At 62.7% G+C, this 18,620-nt stretch carries 14 protein-coding genes; 12 read left to right on the plus strand and 2 right to left on the minus strand.

Annotated features, from left to right (window positions below; genetic code table 11):
• Positions 1-367 precede the first annotated feature (367 nt).
• From PseAD21_RS16670 to PseAD21_RS16700, 7 genes are all read left to right on the plus strand, one after another.
• Positions 368-1,987 (plus strand): glycosyltransferase, encoded by a 1,620-nt coding sequence (locus PseAD21_RS16670; RefSeq protein ID WP_102356662.1) that lies wholly within the window; start codon positions 368-370, stop codon positions 1,985-1,987.
• The gene (locus PseAD21_RS16675) at positions 1,981-3,285 is read left to right on the plus strand and encodes a glycosyltransferase (protein WP_102356624.1); all 1,305 of its coding nucleotides are present in this window, start codon (positions 1,981-1,983) and stop codon (positions 3,283-3,285) included. The genes PseAD21_RS16670 and PseAD21_RS16675 overlap by 7 nt, the downstream gene beginning before the upstream one ends.
• Positions 3,282-4,178 carry a class I SAM-dependent methyltransferase gene (locus PseAD21_RS16680; RefSeq protein ID WP_102356625.1) on the plus strand — a complete coding sequence of 299 codons (897 nt, stop codon included), beginning with the start codon at positions 3,282-3,284 and terminating at the stop codon, positions 4,176-4,178. The genes PseAD21_RS16675 and PseAD21_RS16680 overlap by 4 nt, the downstream gene beginning before the upstream one ends.
• Positions 4,175-5,329: an acyltransferase gene (locus PseAD21_RS16685; RefSeq protein ID WP_102356626.1), complete on the plus strand. Its 1,155-nt coding sequence runs from the start codon at positions 4,175-4,177 to the stop codon at positions 5,327-5,329. The genes PseAD21_RS16680 and PseAD21_RS16685 overlap by 4 nt, the downstream gene beginning before the upstream one ends.
• Complete coding sequence (locus PseAD21_RS16690) at positions 5,323-6,156, plus strand: class I SAM-dependent methyltransferase (RefSeq protein ID WP_102356627.1); 834 nt, start codon at positions 5,323-5,325, stop codon at positions 6,154-6,156. Before PseAD21_RS16685 ends, PseAD21_RS16690 begins: the two co-directional genes overlap by 7 nt.
• 148 nt (positions 6,157-6,304) lie before the next feature.
• A complete protein-coding gene (locus tag PseAD21_RS16695; protein ID WP_102356628.1) occupies positions 6,305-7,495 on the plus strand; it encodes a DUF3142 domain-containing protein in 1,191 nt (396 codons plus the stop codon).
• On the plus strand, positions 7,482-9,614 hold the full coding sequence (locus PseAD21_RS16700) for a hypothetical protein (RefSeq protein WP_102356629.1): 2,133 nt from the start codon (positions 7,482-7,484) through the stop codon (positions 9,612-9,614). Before PseAD21_RS16695 ends, PseAD21_RS16700 begins: the two co-directional genes overlap by 14 nt.
• Here PseAD21_RS16700 and PseAD21_RS16705 read toward each other — a convergent pair.
• Positions 9,611-10,240, minus strand: coding sequence for a LysE family translocator (locus PseAD21_RS16705; RefSeq protein WP_102356630.1), 630 nt, complete (start codon positions 10,238-10,240; stop codon positions 9,611-9,613). The genes PseAD21_RS16700 and PseAD21_RS16705 overlap by 4 nt on opposite strands.
• 144 nt (positions 10,241-10,384) lie before the next feature.
• Between PseAD21_RS16705 and PseAD21_RS16710 the strand changes: the two genes are divergently transcribed.
• Positions 10,385-10,858 carry an Lrp/AsnC family transcriptional regulator gene (locus PseAD21_RS16710; RefSeq protein ID WP_102356631.1) on the plus strand — a complete coding sequence of 158 codons (474 nt, stop codon included), beginning with the start codon at positions 10,385-10,387 and terminating at the stop codon, positions 10,856-10,858.
• Between the two features lie 98 nt (positions 10,859-10,956).
• Here PseAD21_RS16710 and lpdA read toward each other — a convergent pair whose 3' ends face one another.
• Entirely contained in the window at positions 10,957-12,357 is a 1,401-nt protein-coding gene (gene lpdA / locus PseAD21_RS16715) for a dihydrolipoyl dehydrogenase (RefSeq protein ID WP_102356632.1), read from the minus strand.
• 210 nt (positions 12,358-12,567) lie between these two features.
• Between lpdA and hflK (PseAD21_RS16720) the strand changes: the two genes are divergently transcribed.
• The 4 genes from hflK (PseAD21_RS16720) to PseAD21_RS16735 are packed head-to-tail and all read left to right on the plus strand — an operon-like array spanning position 12,568 to position 18,543.
• Entirely contained in the window at positions 12,568-14,544 is a 1,977-nt protein-coding gene (hflK, locus tag PseAD21_RS16720; RefSeq protein WP_102356633.1) for a protease modulator HflK, read from the plus strand.
• Positions 14,541-15,581, plus strand: coding sequence for a protease modulator HflC (gene hflC / locus PseAD21_RS16725; RefSeq protein WP_102356634.1), 1,041 nt, complete (start codon positions 14,541-14,543; stop codon positions 15,579-15,581). Before hflK (PseAD21_RS16720) ends, hflC begins: the two co-directional genes overlap by 4 nt.
• Positions 15,578-16,639 (plus strand): protease modulator HflK, encoded by a 1,062-nt coding sequence (gene hflK / locus PseAD21_RS16730; protein ID WP_102356635.1) that lies wholly within the window; start codon positions 15,578-15,580, stop codon positions 16,637-16,639. The genes hflC and hflK (PseAD21_RS16730) overlap by 4 nt, the downstream gene beginning before the upstream one ends.
• Positions 16,636-18,543 carry a heavy metal translocating P-type ATPase gene (locus tag PseAD21_RS16735; protein ID WP_102356636.1) on the plus strand — a complete coding sequence of 636 codons (1,908 nt, stop codon included), beginning with the start codon at positions 16,636-16,638 and terminating at the stop codon, positions 18,541-18,543. The genes hflK (PseAD21_RS16730) and PseAD21_RS16735 overlap by 4 nt, the downstream gene beginning before the upstream one ends.
• Positions 18,544-18,620: the final 77 nt, after the last annotated feature.

Genomic DNA, 18,620 nt, shown 5'->3' on the forward strand with positions numbered 1-18,620 from the left:
CAGGCCGGATTAAAAAGACCGGCAAGACGACAGGCGAAGTCTTTGTTGTAGTTGTTTGTTACCAATCTGTGCCAAATGCGCAGCAATTTCAACAGCGCAAACCGTGACCGGTCAGTTCTCGTCAGCGTAGCCCGATTTATTCTCGTCGGGCGGTTCCCGGATTCGCGACGGATGTGTTTAGAATGGCCCTCGTCGCCATCTCCCAAGGTTCGCCGGGGATGTTGCGCAACAGGGTAAACCCAGCCACTAAAACAAGAACGAAGACGAGCTCCATGACGAAGGACGAGCAGCGGTGATCCCGACTCGATCCAGCGCTTGGCCGTCATAGCGTGAAACTGCCGGGATGGTGGTTTCACCGTGGGATGCCATGAATTTCATTCTTTACTCGGACGTCAACGACCGCTCCATCAGCCAGAGTCTGGGACGTGCGGAATACAGCTATTACTTCGTGCTCAAGGCCTACCGTCCCGTACTGGAAAGCCTTGGGCAAGTGCACGTGGTGTCGTCGGCGGCCGAAGTCGACCCGTTGTACCGGCAGTTGCAGCAGGCCGGTCAGGACAGCCTCTTCCTTTCGTTTGCCCCTCCGCATAAAACCCCGACCGATCTGCAATGCCCCGTGGTCTGCGTGATCGCGTGGGAGTACGACTCGATCCCGGTTGACCCTCGTGATAAAGACTCCCGCCACGACTGGAGTCAGGTACTGGCCCGTCATGGTCGGGCGATCACCTTGTCCAGCCACACGGCACAAGCCATTCGCCGGACCATGGGTGAAGACTTTCCTGTGCTGGTTCTGCCGACGCCGTTGTGGGAAGGCTTCACCGGGGTGCGTGAGCAATACCCTGCTTCGCCAGTGAACCCGGGCGCGCTGTTGCAGATCAAGGGCTGCATCATCGACAGCCGCACCCTCGGCCTGTCTGCTGACGGACTGATTGCCCCCACGCCCAATGAGCCAGTTTCGGAGCCCGACGAGCCGCTCGACGTCGCTGTGCCGTCCGAGCCTGCGCCGCCACCGGAACTGACCCTGCGCCGGCGTGTGTTCATCACCAAGCACTATTTGCGCGAAGGCTGGCGGGCAACCGCGACCCCCAACGAACACCGACCGCTGTTTCTGCTCAAACACAATCTGTTGCTGTGGTATCGCGAAGCGGTTCGCGATTTGCTGCCGATCGCCCTGCGCCGGCAGTTGTTCCGTTTGCGTGCACCTGCCGCCGCGCCCTTGCTGCCGGCCGACAGTGAGGCGCCAGCGGTGGCCGAGCATCCACAGGCCAGCCTGCCGGACACCAGTGCCACGGTGCAGGTCGAGGTCAGCGGCGTGGTGTATGTGAGCGTGTTCAACCCCGAAGACGGGCGCAAGAACTGGCATCACTTGATCACGGCCTTCTGCTGGGCCATGCGCGACGTCGAAGATGCCACGCTGGTGCTGAAGATGACGCAGAACGATCTGGCGACCTATTACGTGCACCTGATCACCCTGTTGTCGCAGCTTTCACCGTTCGCCTGCCGGGTGGTGGTCATGCACGGCTACTTGCAGGACGACGAGTTCGCCAGGCTTTACGGTGCTGCCAGTTTCTATGTCAACGCGTCCCGCTGCGAGGGCTTGTGCCTGCCGCTGATGGAGTTCATGTCCTGCGGCCGTCCGGTGATTGCGCCAGACCATACGGCGATGCACGACTACATCGATGAGCGTGTCGGCTTCATCGTCAAGTCCAGTCGTGAGCCGACGATCTGGCCGGATGACGTGCAGATCCTCTATCGCACCCTGCGCCATCGCCCGGATTGGGGCTCGTTGAAAACCGCCTACGAAAACAGTTACGCCATGGCCAAAAACGATCCGGCGGCCTACCAGGCCATGGCCCTGGCCGCCAATGAGCGCATGCGCGAGTACTGCAGTTTTGCCCCGGTACAGCTGCGCATGGCGCAATTTTTTCAGCTGACGCCGAGTGCAACCCCACAGCTGGTCGCCGAGGTCGGAACCGCATCATGCTGATCATCATTCATTCGGAAACCAACAAGAGCAACATCCAGCAGAACCTCGGACGCCCCGAGTACAGCTACTACTTTGTGCTCAAGGAATTCCGTCCGGTGCTCGAGCGCCTGGGGCAAGTGATTGAAGTGAGCAACCCCGACGAACTGGTCGATAGGCTGTACTTCGATTGCCTGAGTCGCGGCGAGGCGTGTGTGTTCCTGTCGTTCTCGCCGCCGCACCGCACGCCGATTCATTACGCCTGCCCGACCATTCCGGTGTTTGCCTGGGAGTTCAGCACCATCCCCACCGAGAGCTGGCACGGCGAACCGCGTCATGACTGGCGCGTGGTGTTGAATGCCTGCGGCATGGCGATTACCCATTCGAGCTTCACGGTAAACGCCGTCTGCGACGTGATGGGCGCGGACTACCCGATCTGCGCGATTGCTGCACCGGTGTGGGATCGCTTCGCCGCACGCGGCGCGCAGTTGCGCAAGCAGCCAGTGGTCGAAGCGGTGCAGTTGAAGCTGCGCGGCCTGTTGCTCGACAGCCGCAGCGTGGACCTGCGCGCGTACGGTCCACCGGGGTTGTGCGAAGGCACGCCGCTGTCGTTTGCCGGGCCGCCGCAGGACTGCCAGTTGCAGCTGGACGGCGTGGTCTACACCTCGGTGTTCAACCCTTACGACGGGCGCAAGAACTGGCAGGACATGATCAGCGCATTCTGTACCACGTTCCGTGACGTCGCCGACGCCACCCTGGTGCTGAAGCTCACGCACCATGACATCGCCAATGCCCTGAGCGACATGCTGCATCACCTGTACAAGAACCAGTCCTACCAGTGCCGGATCGTGCTGATCCATGGGTATCTGGCAGACGCCGATTACGAAGCGCTGGTGCAAGCCACCAGCTACGTGGTCAACAGTTCCTATGGCGAAGGGCAGTGTCTGCCGCTGATGGAATTCATGTCCTGTGGCAAACCGGCGATTGCGCCGTTGAACACGGCGATGGCCGACTACGTCGACAGCGACAACGCGTTCATCGTCGACTCCACCGATGAGCTCACGGCCTGGCCCCACGACCCGCGCGCGGCCTACCGCACCTTGCGCTACATGACCGATTGGGACTCGTTGTGCGCGGCGTATCGCGACAGTTACGAGGTGGCGAAAAACGATGTCGAACGCTATGCGCGGATGTCCGAGCATGCCGTGCACAACCTGCAGCGCTTCTGCAGTCAGGCGAGTGCAGAGGAACGCCTGCGGACGTTTTTTGCCCAGCGCGCAGAGGCCATCAAGCCGTTGTCCGTGGAAGCCTTGGGCGCATGATCCGGCGCCTGCTCGCACGCTTGCGCCCGGCACCGTTGCCTGTTGCACCTGCACCTGCACCTGCACCGCCAAGCCAGGTTTCGCCACGGGACGTGGGTTTGCATGACGCGATTCTCGATGGCTGGTTCCTGCACGACAGTGGTGAGTTGCTCAAGGGCTTCGCCATCACGGCTGATGACACCTTGCTCGACGTCGGGTGCGGTGAAGGCGTGGCGACGCTGTTCGCCGTGCGGCAGGGTGCCTCGGTGATATTCACCGACAGCCAGCATGACAAGGTTCGCGAGCTGGACCGTCAGGTTCGAGCACAAAGCAGCCAACCGAGTCTGGGGCTGGTCAGCAACAGCCTGCCATTGCCGCTGGCCGCTGGTTGCGCCAGCAAAGTGGTGTGCATGGAAGTGCTGGAACACATCGATCAGCCGGAACCGTTCATGGCCGAACTGGTGCGCATGGGCCGCCCCGGCGCGCAGTATCTGCTGAGTGTCCCGGCACCGGTGGGCGAGCACCTGCAGCAGGGCATCGCCCCGGCCAGTTATTACCAGACGCCCAACCATGTGCAGATTTTCACCGAGCAGCGCTTTGCCGAGCTGGTGGAGAACGCCGGGCTGGTGATCGAGCATCGGCAGGCCACCGGGTTCTTCTGGGTGATGGGCATGATCTTCTTCTGGGCCAGTGAACGCGCCGCCGGCCGTGACCTCGGTGGTGCGGTGCGCGACCGGATTCAGGCCCCATACCCGCCACTGATGGAGAGCTGGGCGCGGACCTGGCAAGACCTGCTGGCGCAGCCCGACGGTCTGGCGATCAAGCAGATGCTCGACCGCTTCATGCCCAAGAGCCAGGTGATCATCGCCCGCAAGCCGCTGGCTGACGAAACATGCGCCGGGAGCCGGCCATGAGTGCCAAGCGGATCATGGACATCGAGGTGCTGCGTGCCATTGCCGTCCTCGGCGTGTTGTTCCATCACCTGCAGGGCAGCCTGTTCACCGACACGGTGCCGCTGCTGGAAAAAATCCACGCCTGGGCGCAACCGTGGTGGGGCGTCGATCTGTTTTTCGCGATCTCCGGTTTTGTCATCGCCCGCAGCCTGATCCCCGCATTGCATGGCTGCACCACGCGTCAGGAGTACTGGCAACAGACGCGCAATTTCTGGCTGCGTCGGGTGTTTCGCCTGTTACCCTCGGCCTGGTTATGGCTGGCGCTGATCCTGCTGGCGTGCGTGTTTCTCAACCGCTCCGGCGCCTTTGGCAGCTTGCACGCGAACCTGCAGGCGACGCTGGCGGGGGGGTTGCAATACGCCAATTTCCGCTTTGCCGACAGCTTCTTTCATTACGAGTACGGCAGCAGTTTCGTCTACTGGAGCCTGGCCCTGGAGGAGCAGTTTTACCTGCTGTTTCCGCTGCTGATTGTTTTGTGCCGCAAGCATTTGGTCTGGGCATTGCTGGCGCTGGTCGCGGTGCAACTGTTGACCCTGCGCACGCCGTTGCTGATGGTGGTGCGCACCGACGCTCTGGCGCTCGGCGTGCTGCTGGCGATGTGGAGTGCGCAACCTGCTTACTGGCGCTGGCAGCCGACGTTTCTGCGGCGTCCGTGGGCCGGCGTATCCGTGCTGATCGGTGTGGCACTGCTGATGAGCTTTATGGCCACCGACCGTTTCACCTTCGCGCCTTACCGCATCGGTTCGATTGCCGTGCTCGGCGCGCTGCTGGTGTGGATTGCCTCGTACAACCGCGATTACTTGCTGCCGGCGGGCCATTTGCAACGGCTGATGGCCTGGATCGGCAGTCGCTCCTACGGCATTTACCTGATTCACATCCCTGCCTATCTGCTGGTGCGTGAGCTGATTTTCCGTTTGCAGGCTGCCGGTTTGCCGAGTCCGGCGGGGCACCCGATTCTGACTTTGCTGATCGCTTTCGGCCTGATCGTGCTGCTCAGTGAGTTGAATTACCGTTTCATCGAAATGCCGATGCGCAATCGTGGTGCTGCCCTGGTGCGGCGCCTTGATACGTCCCGAACCGCCGTTTCAACCCCCGGAGCCACCTCATGCTGAGCCTATTGAAAAAACTCACGGCGGCGACGCCTGCACCGGCCCCCGCCCCCGCGCAACCCCTCGCGCCGATGGTGGACAAGGTCGATCCGTACATGCTCGGCCTCTACGACGCCAAGCTCAGCGGCTGGTTCAACCAGGAGACCAACGAGCTGTTCAAGGGCTTCCCGGTGACCGCCGATGACACCTTGCTCGATGTTGGCTGTGGCGACGGTGGCAACGTGCACTTCTGCGGCATGCGCGGGGCGAAGATCATCATCGCCGACATCGACGGCGCCAAGGTCGAGGCCACCCGCCAGCGCCTGAGCGATACCCCGGCGCGCAGCGTCGAATGCCACGTTACCGACTGCAACCCGTTGCCGATTGCCGATGGCACCGCCACACGGGTGGTGTCCACCGAAGTCATCGAGCACGTCGACGACCCGGCGCAGTTCCTTGCCGAACTGGTGCGGGTCGGCCAGTCCGGTGCGCTGTACCTGCTGAGCGTGCCGCACCCCAGTTCCGAAGATTTGCAGAAGGACATTGCGGCGCCGGAGTATTTCCAGAAGCCCAACCACATTCGCATCATCAGCGAAGAACAGTTCAAGGCGATGGTCAGCGATGCGGGCCTTGAGATCATCAGCCACAGCCAGTACGGCTTTTACTGGTCGATGTGGATGTTGCTGTTCTGGGAAGCCAAGGTCGATTTCAGTAACCCGGATCACCCGTTGCTCAATCACTGGGCCGACACCTGGCAGGCTGTGCTCGATTCACCTCGTGGCGCGCAGATCAAGCAGGCGCTGGATGCGGTGGTGGCGAAAAGTCAGGTGATCATTGCCCGCAAGCCTTGAGTCGCTTTCCCTACAGGAGTGAGCCTGCTCGCGATAGCGCAGTTACAGTCGACGTCGATGTTGCCTGACACTCCGTTATCGCGAACAGGCTCACTCCTACAGGGATTTGTGTACCCTGCACGTTTGTATCAGCAGGGAACAGGCCTTCATGCGGTTCGGCGTTTCGATTTTGATCGCGGCAATGGTGTTGCTCGCTGCTTGCGAGCGGCCTGATGCCCCCGCCCTCGATCAACAACTTTATATCTGGCAACGCCAGTGGACGCCGGCGCATGACGCCGCGCTGCGCGACAGCCGCGAGAGCTTTTCGACATTGCGCGTGCTTGCCTTGCAGGCGTTCCCCAATGACGGCTGGCACCGGGCGCGAATCGATGCGCCGTTGCTCGAGCACGATGGCCGGCCATTGATTGCGGTGATTCGCCTCGACGGCCAGCTCAAGGGGCTGGATCAGGCGCAGGTCATGGCGCAGATTCTTCAGGTTGTTGCCGACTGGCAGGCGCAGGGGCTGATCCTGCACGGCGTTGAGATCGACCATGACGCGGGTAACGCGCGCCTGCCGGAGTACACCGAGTTCCTGACGCATCTGCGTTCCGCATTGCCCGCCTCGTTGCCGCTGAGCATCACCGCGCTGCCGGCGTGGCTCGGCAGTCCACAACTGCCGATGTTGCTGGCCACGGTCGACAGCAGCGTGCTGCAGGTGCATGCCGTCAGTGATCCGCGACACGGGTTGTTCGACCCCGAGCAGGCGCAACGCTGGGCAAGTGACTGGGGAAAAGTCAGCCGCAAGCCTTTCTATCTGGCGCTGCCGGCCTATGGTGTGGCGCTGCTGCCGGATGCCGGCGGTGCTCCAGTGGTGGAGAGTGAAGTGCCGGTCGAGCGCGATGGACAACGCCAGGAACTGCTCGCCGATCCGTTGCAACTGAGCTCGCTCGCAAAAGAGCTGCGCGAGGATCCGCCGGAGCATCTGGCGGGGCTGATCTGGTTTCGCCTGCCGTTGCCCAATGACCGTCGGGCCTGGAGCCTGACTACGTTGCGCGCCGTGGCCCGCGGCGATGCATTGAGCAGCCGGCTCGGCCTGACCTTCAGTGAGCGCGACGGCCTCTATGACATCCACCTCACCAACCCGGGGAATCTCGATGCGGCCTGGCCTGCGCACTTGCGCATCAAGGCGCGCGGCTGTGAAGGCGCCGATGCGCTCGCCGGTTACTCGTTGCAACAGAGCGCGGATCTGCTTACCTTCACCCGCCTGCGTGACGGCCGATTGCCGGCGGGCGGACAACGTGCCATCGGTTGGGCGCGCTGTGCATTTATTGATCAAGGAGGTTCGCATGTTGACCCGTAACTGGCCCCGCCATCTGCTTTGCCTGAGCCTCAGCCTGCCGCTGGGTTCGGCGTTGGCCTGTGGCCCGGACTTCCCGATGCGCCTGCTCGACAATCGTGGGCAAACCCTGTCCGAGCTGCCGGAGGGCAACTTCAACTTCGAGATCAGCCGTCTGGGCAAGACCATTGCCGGGCTGAAGAACGTCACCGCGGCGACGCACAACCCGAACGACTTTTACGCCGACCAGACCGAGGCGGCCGATCAGCGCGAGAAGGCTGAACAGGCCGGTCTGACAGCTGAGCAGCAGGCGCTGGTCAAGCAACTGCGCGGCCTGACCGATGCGCGTCAGGTCGAGGCGCAGGGCGCCAGTCTGCCGGCGGAAATCCGTCTGTACGTGGCCGGTGCGGTGGCGTTTGCCACAGGCGATCATCAACTGGCCGTCGAGTATTTCAACAAGGTGCTGGCGCTGCCGGCCGATCAGCGTCCGCTGCGCAGCACCTGGGCGGCATATTCTCTGGGGCGCACCTGGTTTGCCATGAGTGCCGAGGCCGGCGACGCCATCGAGGCACTGGAGGACGCGCGCGAAGCCTTCCGTCAGACTCGCCAGATGAGCATCGATGGCTTCAGCGATCCGCTGGAGCTCGGTGTGGCCAGCCTCGGTGAAGAGGCGCGGGTGCTGCGAACCGCCGGCGACTGGGACGATGCCATCGAGCTGTATGAAGCGCAGAACCTGCACGGCTCGGCCGTGGGTTATACCTCGCTGAAACAACTGATGAATGAACTGGCCGAGCTGCCTGAGCCGGAACTGGCCAAGCTGCTGAATCGAAAGGCCGTGCAGCAACTGGTCACTGCGTCGTTGATCAGCCGTATGGGCTGGTCATTCGACGAGCAGCCGCCGAACGAGAAGAAACTCATCAAACTGCTGCAGAACAGCACCCGTGGCAGCCTGGAAAACGCTGATCGACTGGCGGCGATGAATTACCAACAGGGCGATTACGCCAGCGCCAAAGCCTTCCTCGAGAACGCCGGTGACGGCGGACTGGCGTGGTGGCTGCGGGCCAAACTGGCGGTGCGTGACGGCGACAAAAATGCGGCCGCTGCCGCCTATTCCAAAGCCGCGCAGGCCTTCCCGCAGACCGAAGACTGGGGTTACCGGCGCACCCCGGACTGGGACTTCGAAACCCTGCAGCCCAAATGCCGGGTCGAGGGCGAGAGCGCGATCCTTGCACTGCAACGCGGCGAATACCTGCAAGCGTTCGTGCAGTTGTATCGCAGCAACAGCATCTACTGGTTCGACGCCGCGACGGTCGCCGAGCGCGTGCTGACGGTCGATGAGCTCAAGCGCTATGTCGATGACAACGTGCCGGCGCCTGCGGCGCTGACTCAGCAGGAACGCGACAACTACGTGCCGCTGCCGGTCGCTGCCAGCCTGCGCAACCTGTTGGGACGGCGCTTGCTGCGCGAAGGGCATTACGAGGAAGCGGTCGGCTATTTCGACAATCCCGATCTGCAGCACAAGGCCCGGCTCTACGGCGAACAACGGATGAAGGCCGACGCTGCCTGGTGGCCGACCAAACGCGCCAGCGCTTTGTACAACGCGGCGTGGACGGCGCGTGAATGGGGCATGGACATCCTCGGTTACGAGATGGCGCCGGACTACGCCACGTTAGGCGGCAACTACAGCCTGGAAAGCACCGAGCTGAAAGTCGGGCCACTGGTGGCCGAGGCCGAAGTGCAACGCCAGAAGGCCAGTCAGGCACAGCCGGATGAGCGTTATCACTACCGCTTTGTCGCCACCGCGCTGGCCGGCCGGGCTGCCGACAACTTGCCGCACAGCAGCCAGGCGTTTGCCGCTGTGCTGTGCAATGCCGCCGGTTTCAACAGCAGCCTGGAAGAGCAGAGCGCGCTGTATCGCCGTTACGTCAACGAAGGTCCGTACGTGCCTTGGGCGGTGGACTTCGGCAATCAATGCCCGTACCCGGATTTCGAAAACGCCGACAAGCGTTACGTGACCCAGGTCACCGATGCTGTGCGCAATACGTTGCGCCCGTACAAGTGGCCGGTGATCGGTGTCCTGGTGTTGTTCAGTGCTGGCGCGTTGGCGTTGATCAGTCGCCGGCGCAAGGCGCGCAAGCCCTAAGCCTGCTGGATAAACGTCAGGCGCACGGCGAAGCCGATCAACAGGCTGCCGAACAGCCATTGCTGGACTCGCTGGGCGGTTGGACTGTGTTGCAGCCAACGGCCTAGCGCGGCCCCGGTCAGGGCATAGGCGCTGTCGAACAGCAGCCCGACGCCCACCAGCAACACGCCGAGGGTGGCAAATTGGGTCAGCACCGGTGCGCCGTCATTGACGATGAACTGCGGCAACAGCACCGAGCAGAACAGCAAGGCCTTGGGGTTGAGCAGATTGGTCAGCAAACCGCGACGTATCGCTTCGCGCCATTGTCCGTGAGCGTCGGTTTCAGGGGAGGCATTGAGGTTTGGCAGCAACGTGCTGCGCAGGCACTGAATACCGATCCACAGCAAATACGCCGCACCGGCCAGACGCACCACATCGAACGTCCACGGCGCCGCCTTGAACAGCGCTGCCAGGCCCAGCGCCGCCAATGCCACATGACAGCCCCGGGCAACCCCCAGCCCCACGGCGGTCGCCAGCGCCGCACCGCGACCCTGGCGGGCCCCGGTTTGCAGCAACAGGATCATGTCCGGGCCGGGCAACAGATAGACCACTGCCAATGCCAGAAAAAACAGCCAGAAACTCGCCATGCCGCAGCCCTTTCGTTGTCGATTCGGTGACCACAGTCTATGGCTGAAGGGTGGGGCAGGTGCTTGCGTAGTCAGCTTCAAAAACTCACTGGATTGGCATAACCTGCTTTCTTTTTGCGCCTTGACCATCAGGATCTGCCAACCATGAAACTTGACGCCTTTGATCGCAAGATTCTCGCCGCGCTGCAACGCAACGGACGGCTGAGCAATGTCGAGCTGGCGGACGAGATAGGGCTGTCGGCGTCACCTTGCCTGCGCCGGGTGCGGATGCTGGAAGAGGCCGGGGTGATTCGCGGCTATCAGGCCAACCTGGATCGCGATGAGGTGGGGCTGGGGCTGACGGTGTTTGTCGGGGTCAAGGTCGAGCGTCACAACGATGAACAGGCCGAGGCCTTTTATGCCGCGGTCACGGCGCTGCCGGAGGTGATCTCGGCGTTTCTGGTGTCGGGGGAGTCGGACTTTCTGTTGCAGGTGGTGGTGCCGGACTTGCGCGCGTATGACCGTTTTCTCAGCAGCTGCTTGCTGAAGTTGCCGGGGGTGAGTGACATTCGCAGCAATTTTGCGATTCACACGGTGAAGACCCCAGGGGCATTGCCGTTGGGGCATCTACCGGATTGAGATCGAGCTGCTCCTTTCGCGAGCAGGCTCGCTCCCACATTCGAATGCGATCAAATGTGGGAGCGGGCCTGCTCGCGAATAGGTCGCCCGGTCGATACTTACATCTGCGTCGCCATCCCCTCGACATTCATTGCCGCCTGCCGCAGCGCTTCTGAACGCGTCGGGTGCGGGTGGCAGGTCAGCGCGATGTCTTCGGCCGATGCGCTGAATTCCATGGCCACGCAGTATTCGCCGATCATTTCACTGACGCTCGGGCCGACCAGATGCACGCCGAGGATTTCGTCCGTGCGCTCGTCGGCGAGGACTTTGGCGAAGCCCTCGGTTTCGTGGTTGATCTTTGCCCGGCTGTTGGCGGTGAACGGGAATTTTCCGACTTTATAGGCGCGGCCTTCGGCCTTGAGCTGCTCTTCGGTCTTGCCGACGCTGGCCAGCTCCGGCCGGGTGTAGATGACGTTGGGAATCAAGTCGTAGTTGACCTCGCCGGCCTTGCCGACGATCTGTTCGACACAGGCCATCGCCTCGTCTTCGGCCTTGTGCGCGAGCATCGGCCCGGACGTCACGTCGCCGATCACCCAGACGCCAGGTGCTTCGGTGCGGTGCTGGCGGTTGGCGAGCATGCCGCGCTTGTCGGTGGTCAGGCCCACGTTCTCCAGACCCAGCCCTTGGGTGTATGGACGCCGGCCGATCGCGACCAGCACGTAGTCGGCTTCGAGCAACTCGGCGTTGCCACCGGCGGCGGGTTCGACGCTGAGCTGCACGCCGTTGGCCGAGGTCGTGGCGCTGGTGACCTTCGAACTCAACTTGAAGCTGATGCCTTGCTTGCTCAACGAACGCTGCAGGGTCTTGCCGGCCTCGCCATCGACGCCGGGGCAGATGCGGTCGAGGTATTCGACCACGGTCACCTGGGCCCCGAGGCGGCGCCATACCGAACCCAGTTCGAGGCCGATCACTCCGGCACCAATCACCACCAGATGCTGGGGGACTTCACTGAGGGACAGCGCGCCGGTGGAGTCGAGGATGCGTTGGTTGTCGATCTCGACGCCGGGCAGGGGCGTGGGCTCGGAGCCGGTGGCGATGATGATGTCCTTGGCGCTCAGCTCGGTCTTGTTGCCTTGATCATCGGTCACGCTGACTTTGCCCGGGCCGTCGATATGGCCCCAGCCCTTGATCCAGTCGACCTTGTTCTTGCGAAACAGAAACTCGATGCCTTTGGTCAGGCCGCTCACGCTCTGGTCTTTCTGTTTCATCATTTGCGCGAGGTTGAGCGTGGGTTTGACCTCGATGCCGAGGTTGGCGAATTCCGCACCCATGGCCGCGTCGTATAGCTCCGAGGCATGCAGCAAGGCCTTGGACGGCATGCAGCCGACGTTCAGGCAGGTGCCGCCCAAGGTGGCGCGGCCTTCCACGCACGCGGCTTTCAGGCCCAGTTGGCCAGCGCGGATCGCCGCGTTATAACCACCGGGGCCGCCGCCCAGAATTACCACGTCGTAGTGACTCATGCGCTTGCTCCTCGTTGGGGATGCGGATCGCTAAAAGTAGTCGGCCGATAAAATTACAAACGTAATATGTGCGTTTCCGGACATTTCGGTCAAGGCTTCAGGCAAGCGACAGGTTGCGCATCTTTAGATAAGTGAATTTGTGTACGAATATTTCACGCTTTTCGTTATATCGTAACGATTAGACCGGTGAATCAATGGCTTTGGGGTGATATGCAAGTCGATCTGGATGTCGATGGCACGCAAGTGACCGGGTTGCCGCGCTTTCAACAAGCGGCCACGCAGGGGCGCCGTTTGCGCCGTCTGGCCATGGGTCTCGGCGGATTGGCCGGGGCAGGGTGGGTACTGGCGTCTTTTGTCGGGCTGTTTGCTGCACAGTCGTTGTGGCCGGCATTGCTGGTGAATCTGGGCGCGTCGTTGCTGGTGCTGGCCGCCGGCTTGCAGTCGGCGTGGTGGGTGACGCAGTGGCGCGCACGGGTGATAAACCCGCCGCCGCTGGTGGCGCTGACCGAGGAGGCCGAGCCAGCGGCGCCTGACGGCTGGTACGAACAGCTGCTGGAGCGCCTGAGTCAACGTGGAGTGCAACTGCTCGGGCAGATCGGCGCGGCCACGTTGTGGCTCGGCGGCTGGTCGGCGTTGGTGGTGCTGAGCATCGAGCAGGTGTGGAACCTTGCGTTGCCGGCCGGCGCGGTCGGGTTGTCTGCCACCGTCGGTGCGGTGCTGATGTTGCTGGTGGGTTTTGGCTTGCTGGTGCTGGAACGTCAGTTGGCCCAGGAAAACTCGGCGCAATGGCCGGAGGCCGGATCCCTCGCGCAATTGGCGCGGGTGGCGATCATCAGTCTGGTGCTCGGCGCCCTGTGTCTGTTATTTGCCAGCGACGCTTCGGTATGGCCGGTGCGACTCGCGGTGTTGATCGGGATCTTGCCGGGATTGGTTGCGATCGAGTTGCTATTGCGCGCGGTTCTGTCGATATTCAGCCCGCATCGGGAACAGCTCGAACCGACCCTGCTGGCGCGCAGTTTTATCGCCGACATGCTGCGTTGGCCGCCTCAACCGTTGCTCGCCTTGCAGCACGAATTGCACAACCGTTTCGGCATCGATCTGCGCCAGATCTGGGCCTTCAGCTACATGCGCCGGGCATTTCTGCCGGTGCTGGCGCTGGTTGCCGCAGTCGGCTGGGTGTTGACTGGCATCCATGAGATTCCGCTGCAAGGGCGCGGCATCTACGAGCGTTTCGGTAAACCGGTGCAAGTCTTTGGCCCTGGGTTGCACGCCGGTTTGCCATGGCCGCTGGGCCGCGTGTTGAACGTCGAGAATGGCGTGGTGCACGAGTTGGCGACCAGCGTCGTCGATAGCTCGGCACCGGCGCAAGCACCGACCCAGGCCGCGCCCGCCGAAGGTCCGGCCCCCATGACCGCCAACCGCTTGTGGGATGCCAGCCACGTCAACGACAAATCCCAGGTCATTGCCAGCAGCCGTGGCGATCAGCAGAGCTTTCAGATCGTCAACATGGACGTGCGTTTCGTCTATCGAATCGGCCTGCGTGATCAGGACGCCTTGGCCGCCACCTACAACAACGCTGATGTACCGACGCTGATTCGCAGCACCGCGAGCCGGATTCTGGTTCATGACTTTGCCTCGCGCACCCTCGACGGTCTGCTGGGGGCGGACAGGGTAGGGTTGGGCGAAGAAATCGGCCGTGCGGTGCAAGGCGATCTGCAGAAACTCGACAGCGGTGTGGAGATTCTCGCCACCGTGGTCGAGGCGATTCATCCACCCGCCGGCGCCGCCAATGCATATCACAGCGTGCAAGCGGCGCAGATCGGCGCGCAGGCGTTGATTTCCCGTGAGCGCGGGGCTGCGGCTGAGGCCAGTAACCAGGCGCAGTTGCAGGCGAGCCTTGCCCGGGATCAGGCCACTGCCAGCGCGCGTGAAGTCAACGCCACGGCGCAGGCAGCGGATCTGAAGTTCAAAGCCGAACAAAATGCTTATGCCAGCGCCGGTCAGGCGTTCGTGCTGGAGCAGTATTTCAGTCAGCTCAGTCAGGGCCTGAGCAAGGCCAGACTGCTGGTGCTCGACCACCGTTTAGGCGGCAGCAGCAATGCGCCGACCATCGACCTGCGTACGTTCACGCTGCCGGCTGACCCGACGCCTGCGCGCACCACCGCTCAACCAGGAGTTGCCCATTGAGCCAGTCGCACACTCACGATTCGCATGACCACAGCGGCCACAATCACGGCCACGCCGGGCATCACCATCATCATGGGCACCATCACCACGGTGCGCCGGAGGAGGTGGGACCGTTCCCGTGGCGGCGCATGGGCTGGGCGGTGTTGCTGGTGGCGTTTGCCATCGCGGCGGCGAGCCTGGTGCAAGTGCGTTCAGGGGAGGCTACGGTCATCACCCGTTTCGGCAATCCGTCGCGGGTGTTGCTTGAACCCGGTTTGAGCTGGCGTTGGCCGGCGCCGTTCGAAGCGGCGATCCCGGTGGACCTGCGCCTGCGCACCACCTCCAGCGGTTTGCAGGATGTCGGCACCCGCGACGGTTTGCGCATCATCGTTCAGGCCTATGTGGCGTGGCAGGTGCAGGGCGACCCGGACAACGTGCAGCGTTTCATGCGTGCAGTGCAGAACCAACCGGACGAAGCGGCACGGCAGATTCGTACCTTTGTCGGCTCGGCACTGGAAACCACCGCCAGCAGTTTCGACCTGGCGAATCTGGTGAACACCGATGCCAGTCAGGTGCGCATCGCTGACTTCGAAGCGCAATTGCGCAAGCAGATCGATCAGCAACTGCTCGCGACTTACGGCGTGCGCGTGGTGCAGGTTGGCATCGAACGGCTCACTTTGCCCTCGGTGACGCTCACGGCCACGGTCGATCGGATGCGTGCCGAGCGTGAAACAATCGCCACCGAACGCACGGCCATTGGCAAGCGTGAAGCTGCGCAAATTCGCTCGGCTGCCGAGCGCGATGCGCGAATTGTGCAGGCCGATGCCACGGTGAAAGCCGCAGAAATCGAAGCGCAGTCCCGGGTCGAAGCCGCTCAGATCTATGGTCGCGCCTATGCCGGTTCGCCGCAGCTGTACAACCTGCTGCGCTCACTCGATACCCTCGGCACCATCGTCACACCGGACACCAAGCTGATCCTGCGCACCGACGCCGCGCCATTCCGCGTGTTAGTAGACGGTCCGCCGACTGTTGATAACAAATCCGGATCGCAGCCATGAGTGATGAAGTTCCACGTGGAACACATTCGTTGAGCAGTCCGTGGATTCAGGCCGGACGCCTGGCGTTTTTCGCCTTGTATGCGGTGACCGTCCTGGCCGCGTTGGCGTGGGCATTTTCCAATGTGCGGCAGATCGATCCGCAAAATCGTGCCGTGGTTTTGCACTTTGGTGCACTGGATCGCATTCAGAATGCCGGTCTGTTGTTGGCATGGCCACAGCCGTTCGAACAGGTGGTGTTGCTGCCTGCAGCGGATCGGGTGATTGAGCGCCGAGTGGAAAATCTGCTGCGCAGCAGTGAGGCGATCAAGGCCGATCGTGTTGCGACCTTCGCCACACCGCTGAGCGATGCACTGGCCGGGTCCGGCTATTTGCTGACCGGCGACGCCGGTGTGGTGCAGCTGGATGTACGGGTGTTTTACAAAGTCACCGACCCGTACGACTTCGTGTTGCAGGGTGATCATGTATTGCCGGCCCTGGATCGGCTGGGCACGCGCAGCGCCGTGGCTTTGACCGCCGCCAGGGATCTGGACACGATTCTGGTCGCCCGACCGGAGTTGATCGGTGCTGATAACCAAGCGGCCGAACGCCGCGAACGTCTGCGCGGTGATCTGGTGCAAGGCATCAACAAGCGCCTGGCAGAACTGAAGGCGAGCGGGCAGGGCATCGGCATCGAAGTGGCGCGGGTCGACGTTCAGTCGAGTCTGCCGGACCCGGCCGTCAGTGCCTTCAACGCTGTTTTGACCGCCAGTCAGCAAGCCGACAAAGCGGTCGCCAACGCACGCACCGAGGCGGAGAAACTCACCCAGACCGCCAACGAACAAGCCGACCGCACCCTGCAAGTGGCCCATGCCCAGGCTGGCGAACGGTTGGCGAAAGCCTCCGCCGACACCGCCACAGTCCTGAGCCTGGCCAAGGCGCAGCAACAGGGCACCGACCCGCAGATGCTCCTGCGTCTGTACCGCGAACGCATGCCGAAGATTCTCGGCCAGGCCGGTTCCGTGACCACGGTCGATCCGAAAGACGATTCCCGCCTGATCATTCAGGGAGCCAGTAAATGACTGCGACCACTGCCGCACCGAGCCTGTTGTCCTCGGCTGAACAGCGCCGCGCCGCTCGGCAATTGACCTTGGCGATGCTCGCCCTTGGCTTGCTCGGCCTCGGTTTGATCTGGCGTTGGCTGGTGCCGGAGCAAACCGGTGTCAGTCAGTTGCTGCTGGGTTTTGCTTCTTTATTGGTGGCGGTGCCGGTGATGCGTTCGGCGTGGTACAGCCTGCGTTATCCGAGCCTGCACGGCATCACTGATCAACTGATTGCACTGGCGATGCTCGGCGCTTGGGCGACCGGCGATCTGCTGACCGCTGCGCTGCTGCCGATCATCATGATCTTCGGCCACGTGCTGGAAGAGCGCAGCGTGATCGGCTCGCAAGAGGCGATTCACGCCCTCGGCCAGTTGACCCGCAGCCACGCACGCAAGATTCAGGCGGACGGCTCGGTCATCGAAGTGGATAACGGCACGCTTAAACCCGGTGACACCGTAGAAGTGCGCGCCGGTGATCGGGTGCCGGCGGATGGTCGGGTGTTGTTCGGTCAGGCCAGCCTCGACACGGCATCGATCACTGGCGAGTCGGTCCCGGTTGAAACGGCAGCGGGCATGACGGTCTTCGGCGGTGCGATCAACCTCGACGGCTTGCTTCGTATTGAAGTGACCCGCACCGGCGACCAATCGACGCTGGGCAAGGTCATCGCACTGATGCAAAACGCCGAGCGTTCGAAGCCGCCGATCACCCGTCTGCTTGAGCGGTATGCCGGCAGCTACATGGTGCTGGTGTTGCTGCTGGCGGCGGTGACCTGGTTCGTGACCAACGATGCGCAAGCGATGCTCGCGGTGTTGGTTGCAGCGTGTCCTTGCGCCTTGGTGCTTTCGGCACCGGCCACGGCGATTGCCGGGGTGGCGGTGGCGGCGCGTCACGGCATTCTGATCCGCAGTTCGGCCTTCCTCGAAGAACTGGCGGACCTGACCTCACTGGTGGTCGACAAGACCGGCACCCTGACTTACGGCACCCTGCGTTTGCAATCGATCAGCAGCCCGCGACTGGATCAGGCCTCAGTGATGGCATTGGCGGCCAGTCTCGGCGCGGCCAGCAGTCACCCGGTCAGCCGTGCGTTGGCCGGCTTGGTCAGCCAGGAGCAAAGCCTGACACTGACTGATATTCATGAGCGCCAAGGCCTCGGCGTGGTTGCCATGACCGCGCAGGGCGAGGCGGCGTTGGGGCGGCCCGAGTTGTTCGCCCAATTGGGTATCGTCACCACGACCGTTCCCGAGCATGACGGTCCGATCGCCGGGTTGGCCTTGAACGGCGAATTTGTCGCCTGGATGTTGCTGGCCGACAGCGTCAAACCGGAAGCGCGCTTTGCCCTAGGCGAATTGCGCGAGCTGGGTCTGGGGCGCCAGTTGCTGCTGACCGGCGACCGCCAGAGTGTCGCGCAGACCCTGGCTCGCGAAGTGGGTCTACAAGAGGTACAAGCGCAGGCACTGCCCGAGGACAAACTCAACCGCGTGCTCAAGGAAATCGACAATGGCTTCCGGCCGATGGTGGTGGGCGACGGCATCAATGATTCGCTGGCGCTCAAGGCTGGTGTGGTTGGTGTGGCGATGGGCGCCGGCGGCGCCGACATTGCGCTGGCGTCGGCGGATATTGTGCTGATCGGCAGCGACCTGCGCCGCCTCGGCACTTGTGTGCGGCTCAGTCGCCAGTGCCGCCGGACCTTGCAGGTCAACGTCATCATCGGTCTGGGCTGGACACTGGCGATCGTGGTATTCGCAGCCTTTGGTTGGCTTGGGGCGGCAGGGGCGATGATTGCCGCGTTGCTGCATAACTTCAGCACGCTGCTGGTGCTGGGCAATGCCGGGCGTTTGTTGCGGTTTCAGGAGCCGCTGCTCAAGCTCCAGAACGATTACTGAAATTATTTTTTGCACCTCTGTAACGCCGTCGGGGCAGCCCTCTCTAGTGCTATGTCGGGACTGAACAACCTTCCAGC

This window comes from Pseudomonas sp. AD21, assembly GCF_002878485.1.
Lineage (GTDB): Bacteria > Pseudomonadota > Gammaproteobacteria > Pseudomonadales > Pseudomonadaceae > Aquipseudomonas.

Bases quoted from the DNA above. Each gene is read 5' to 3' on its own strand.
- PseAD21_RS16695 (WP_102356628.1), top strand. From the start codon at position 6,305: ATGCGGTTCGGCGTTTCGATTTTGATCGCGGCAATGGTGTTGCTCGCT.
- PseAD21_RS16670 (WP_102356662.1), top strand. From the start codon at position 368: ATGAATTTCATTCTTTACTCGGACGTCAACGACCGCTCCATCAGCCAG.
- hflK (WP_102356633.1), top strand. From the start codon at position 12,568: ATGCAAGTCGATCTGGATGTCGATGGCACGCAAGTGACCGGGTTGCCG.
- PseAD21_RS16690 (WP_102356627.1), top strand. From the start codon at position 5,323: ATGCTGAGCCTATTGAAAAAACTCACGGCGGCGACGCCTGCACCGGCC.
- hflK (WP_102356635.1), top strand. From the start codon at position 15,578: ATGAGTGATGAAGTTCCACGTGGAACACATTCGTTGAGCAGTCCGTGG.
- PseAD21_RS16735 (WP_102356636.1), top strand. From the start codon at position 16,636: ATGACTGCGACCACTGCCGCACCGAGCCTGTTGTCCTCGGCTGAACAG.
- PseAD21_RS16680 (WP_102356625.1), top strand. From the start codon at position 3,282: ATGATCCGGCGCCTGCTCGCACGCTTGCGCCCGGCACCGTTGCCTGTT.
- PseAD21_RS16685 (WP_102356626.1), top strand. From the start codon at position 4,175: ATGAGTGCCAAGCGGATCATGGACATCGAGGTGCTGCGTGCCATTGCC.
- lpdA (WP_102356632.1), bottom strand. From the start codon at position 12,357: ATGAGTCACTACGACGTGGTAATTCTGGGCGGCGGCCCCGGTGGTTAT.
- PseAD21_RS16705 (WP_102356630.1), bottom strand. From the start codon at position 10,240: ATGGCGAGTTTCTGGCTGTTTTTTCTGGCATTGGCAGTGGTCTATCTG.
- PseAD21_RS16700 (WP_102356629.1), top strand. From the start codon at position 7,482: ATGTTGACCCGTAACTGGCCCCGCCATCTGCTTTGCCTGAGCCTCAGC.
- PseAD21_RS16710 (WP_102356631.1), top strand. From the start codon at position 10,385: ATGAAACTTGACGCCTTTGATCGCAAGATTCTCGCCGCGCTGCAACGC.
- PseAD21_RS16675 (WP_102356624.1), top strand. From the start codon at position 1,981: ATGCTGATCATCATTCATTCGGAAACCAACAAGAGCAACATCCAGCAG.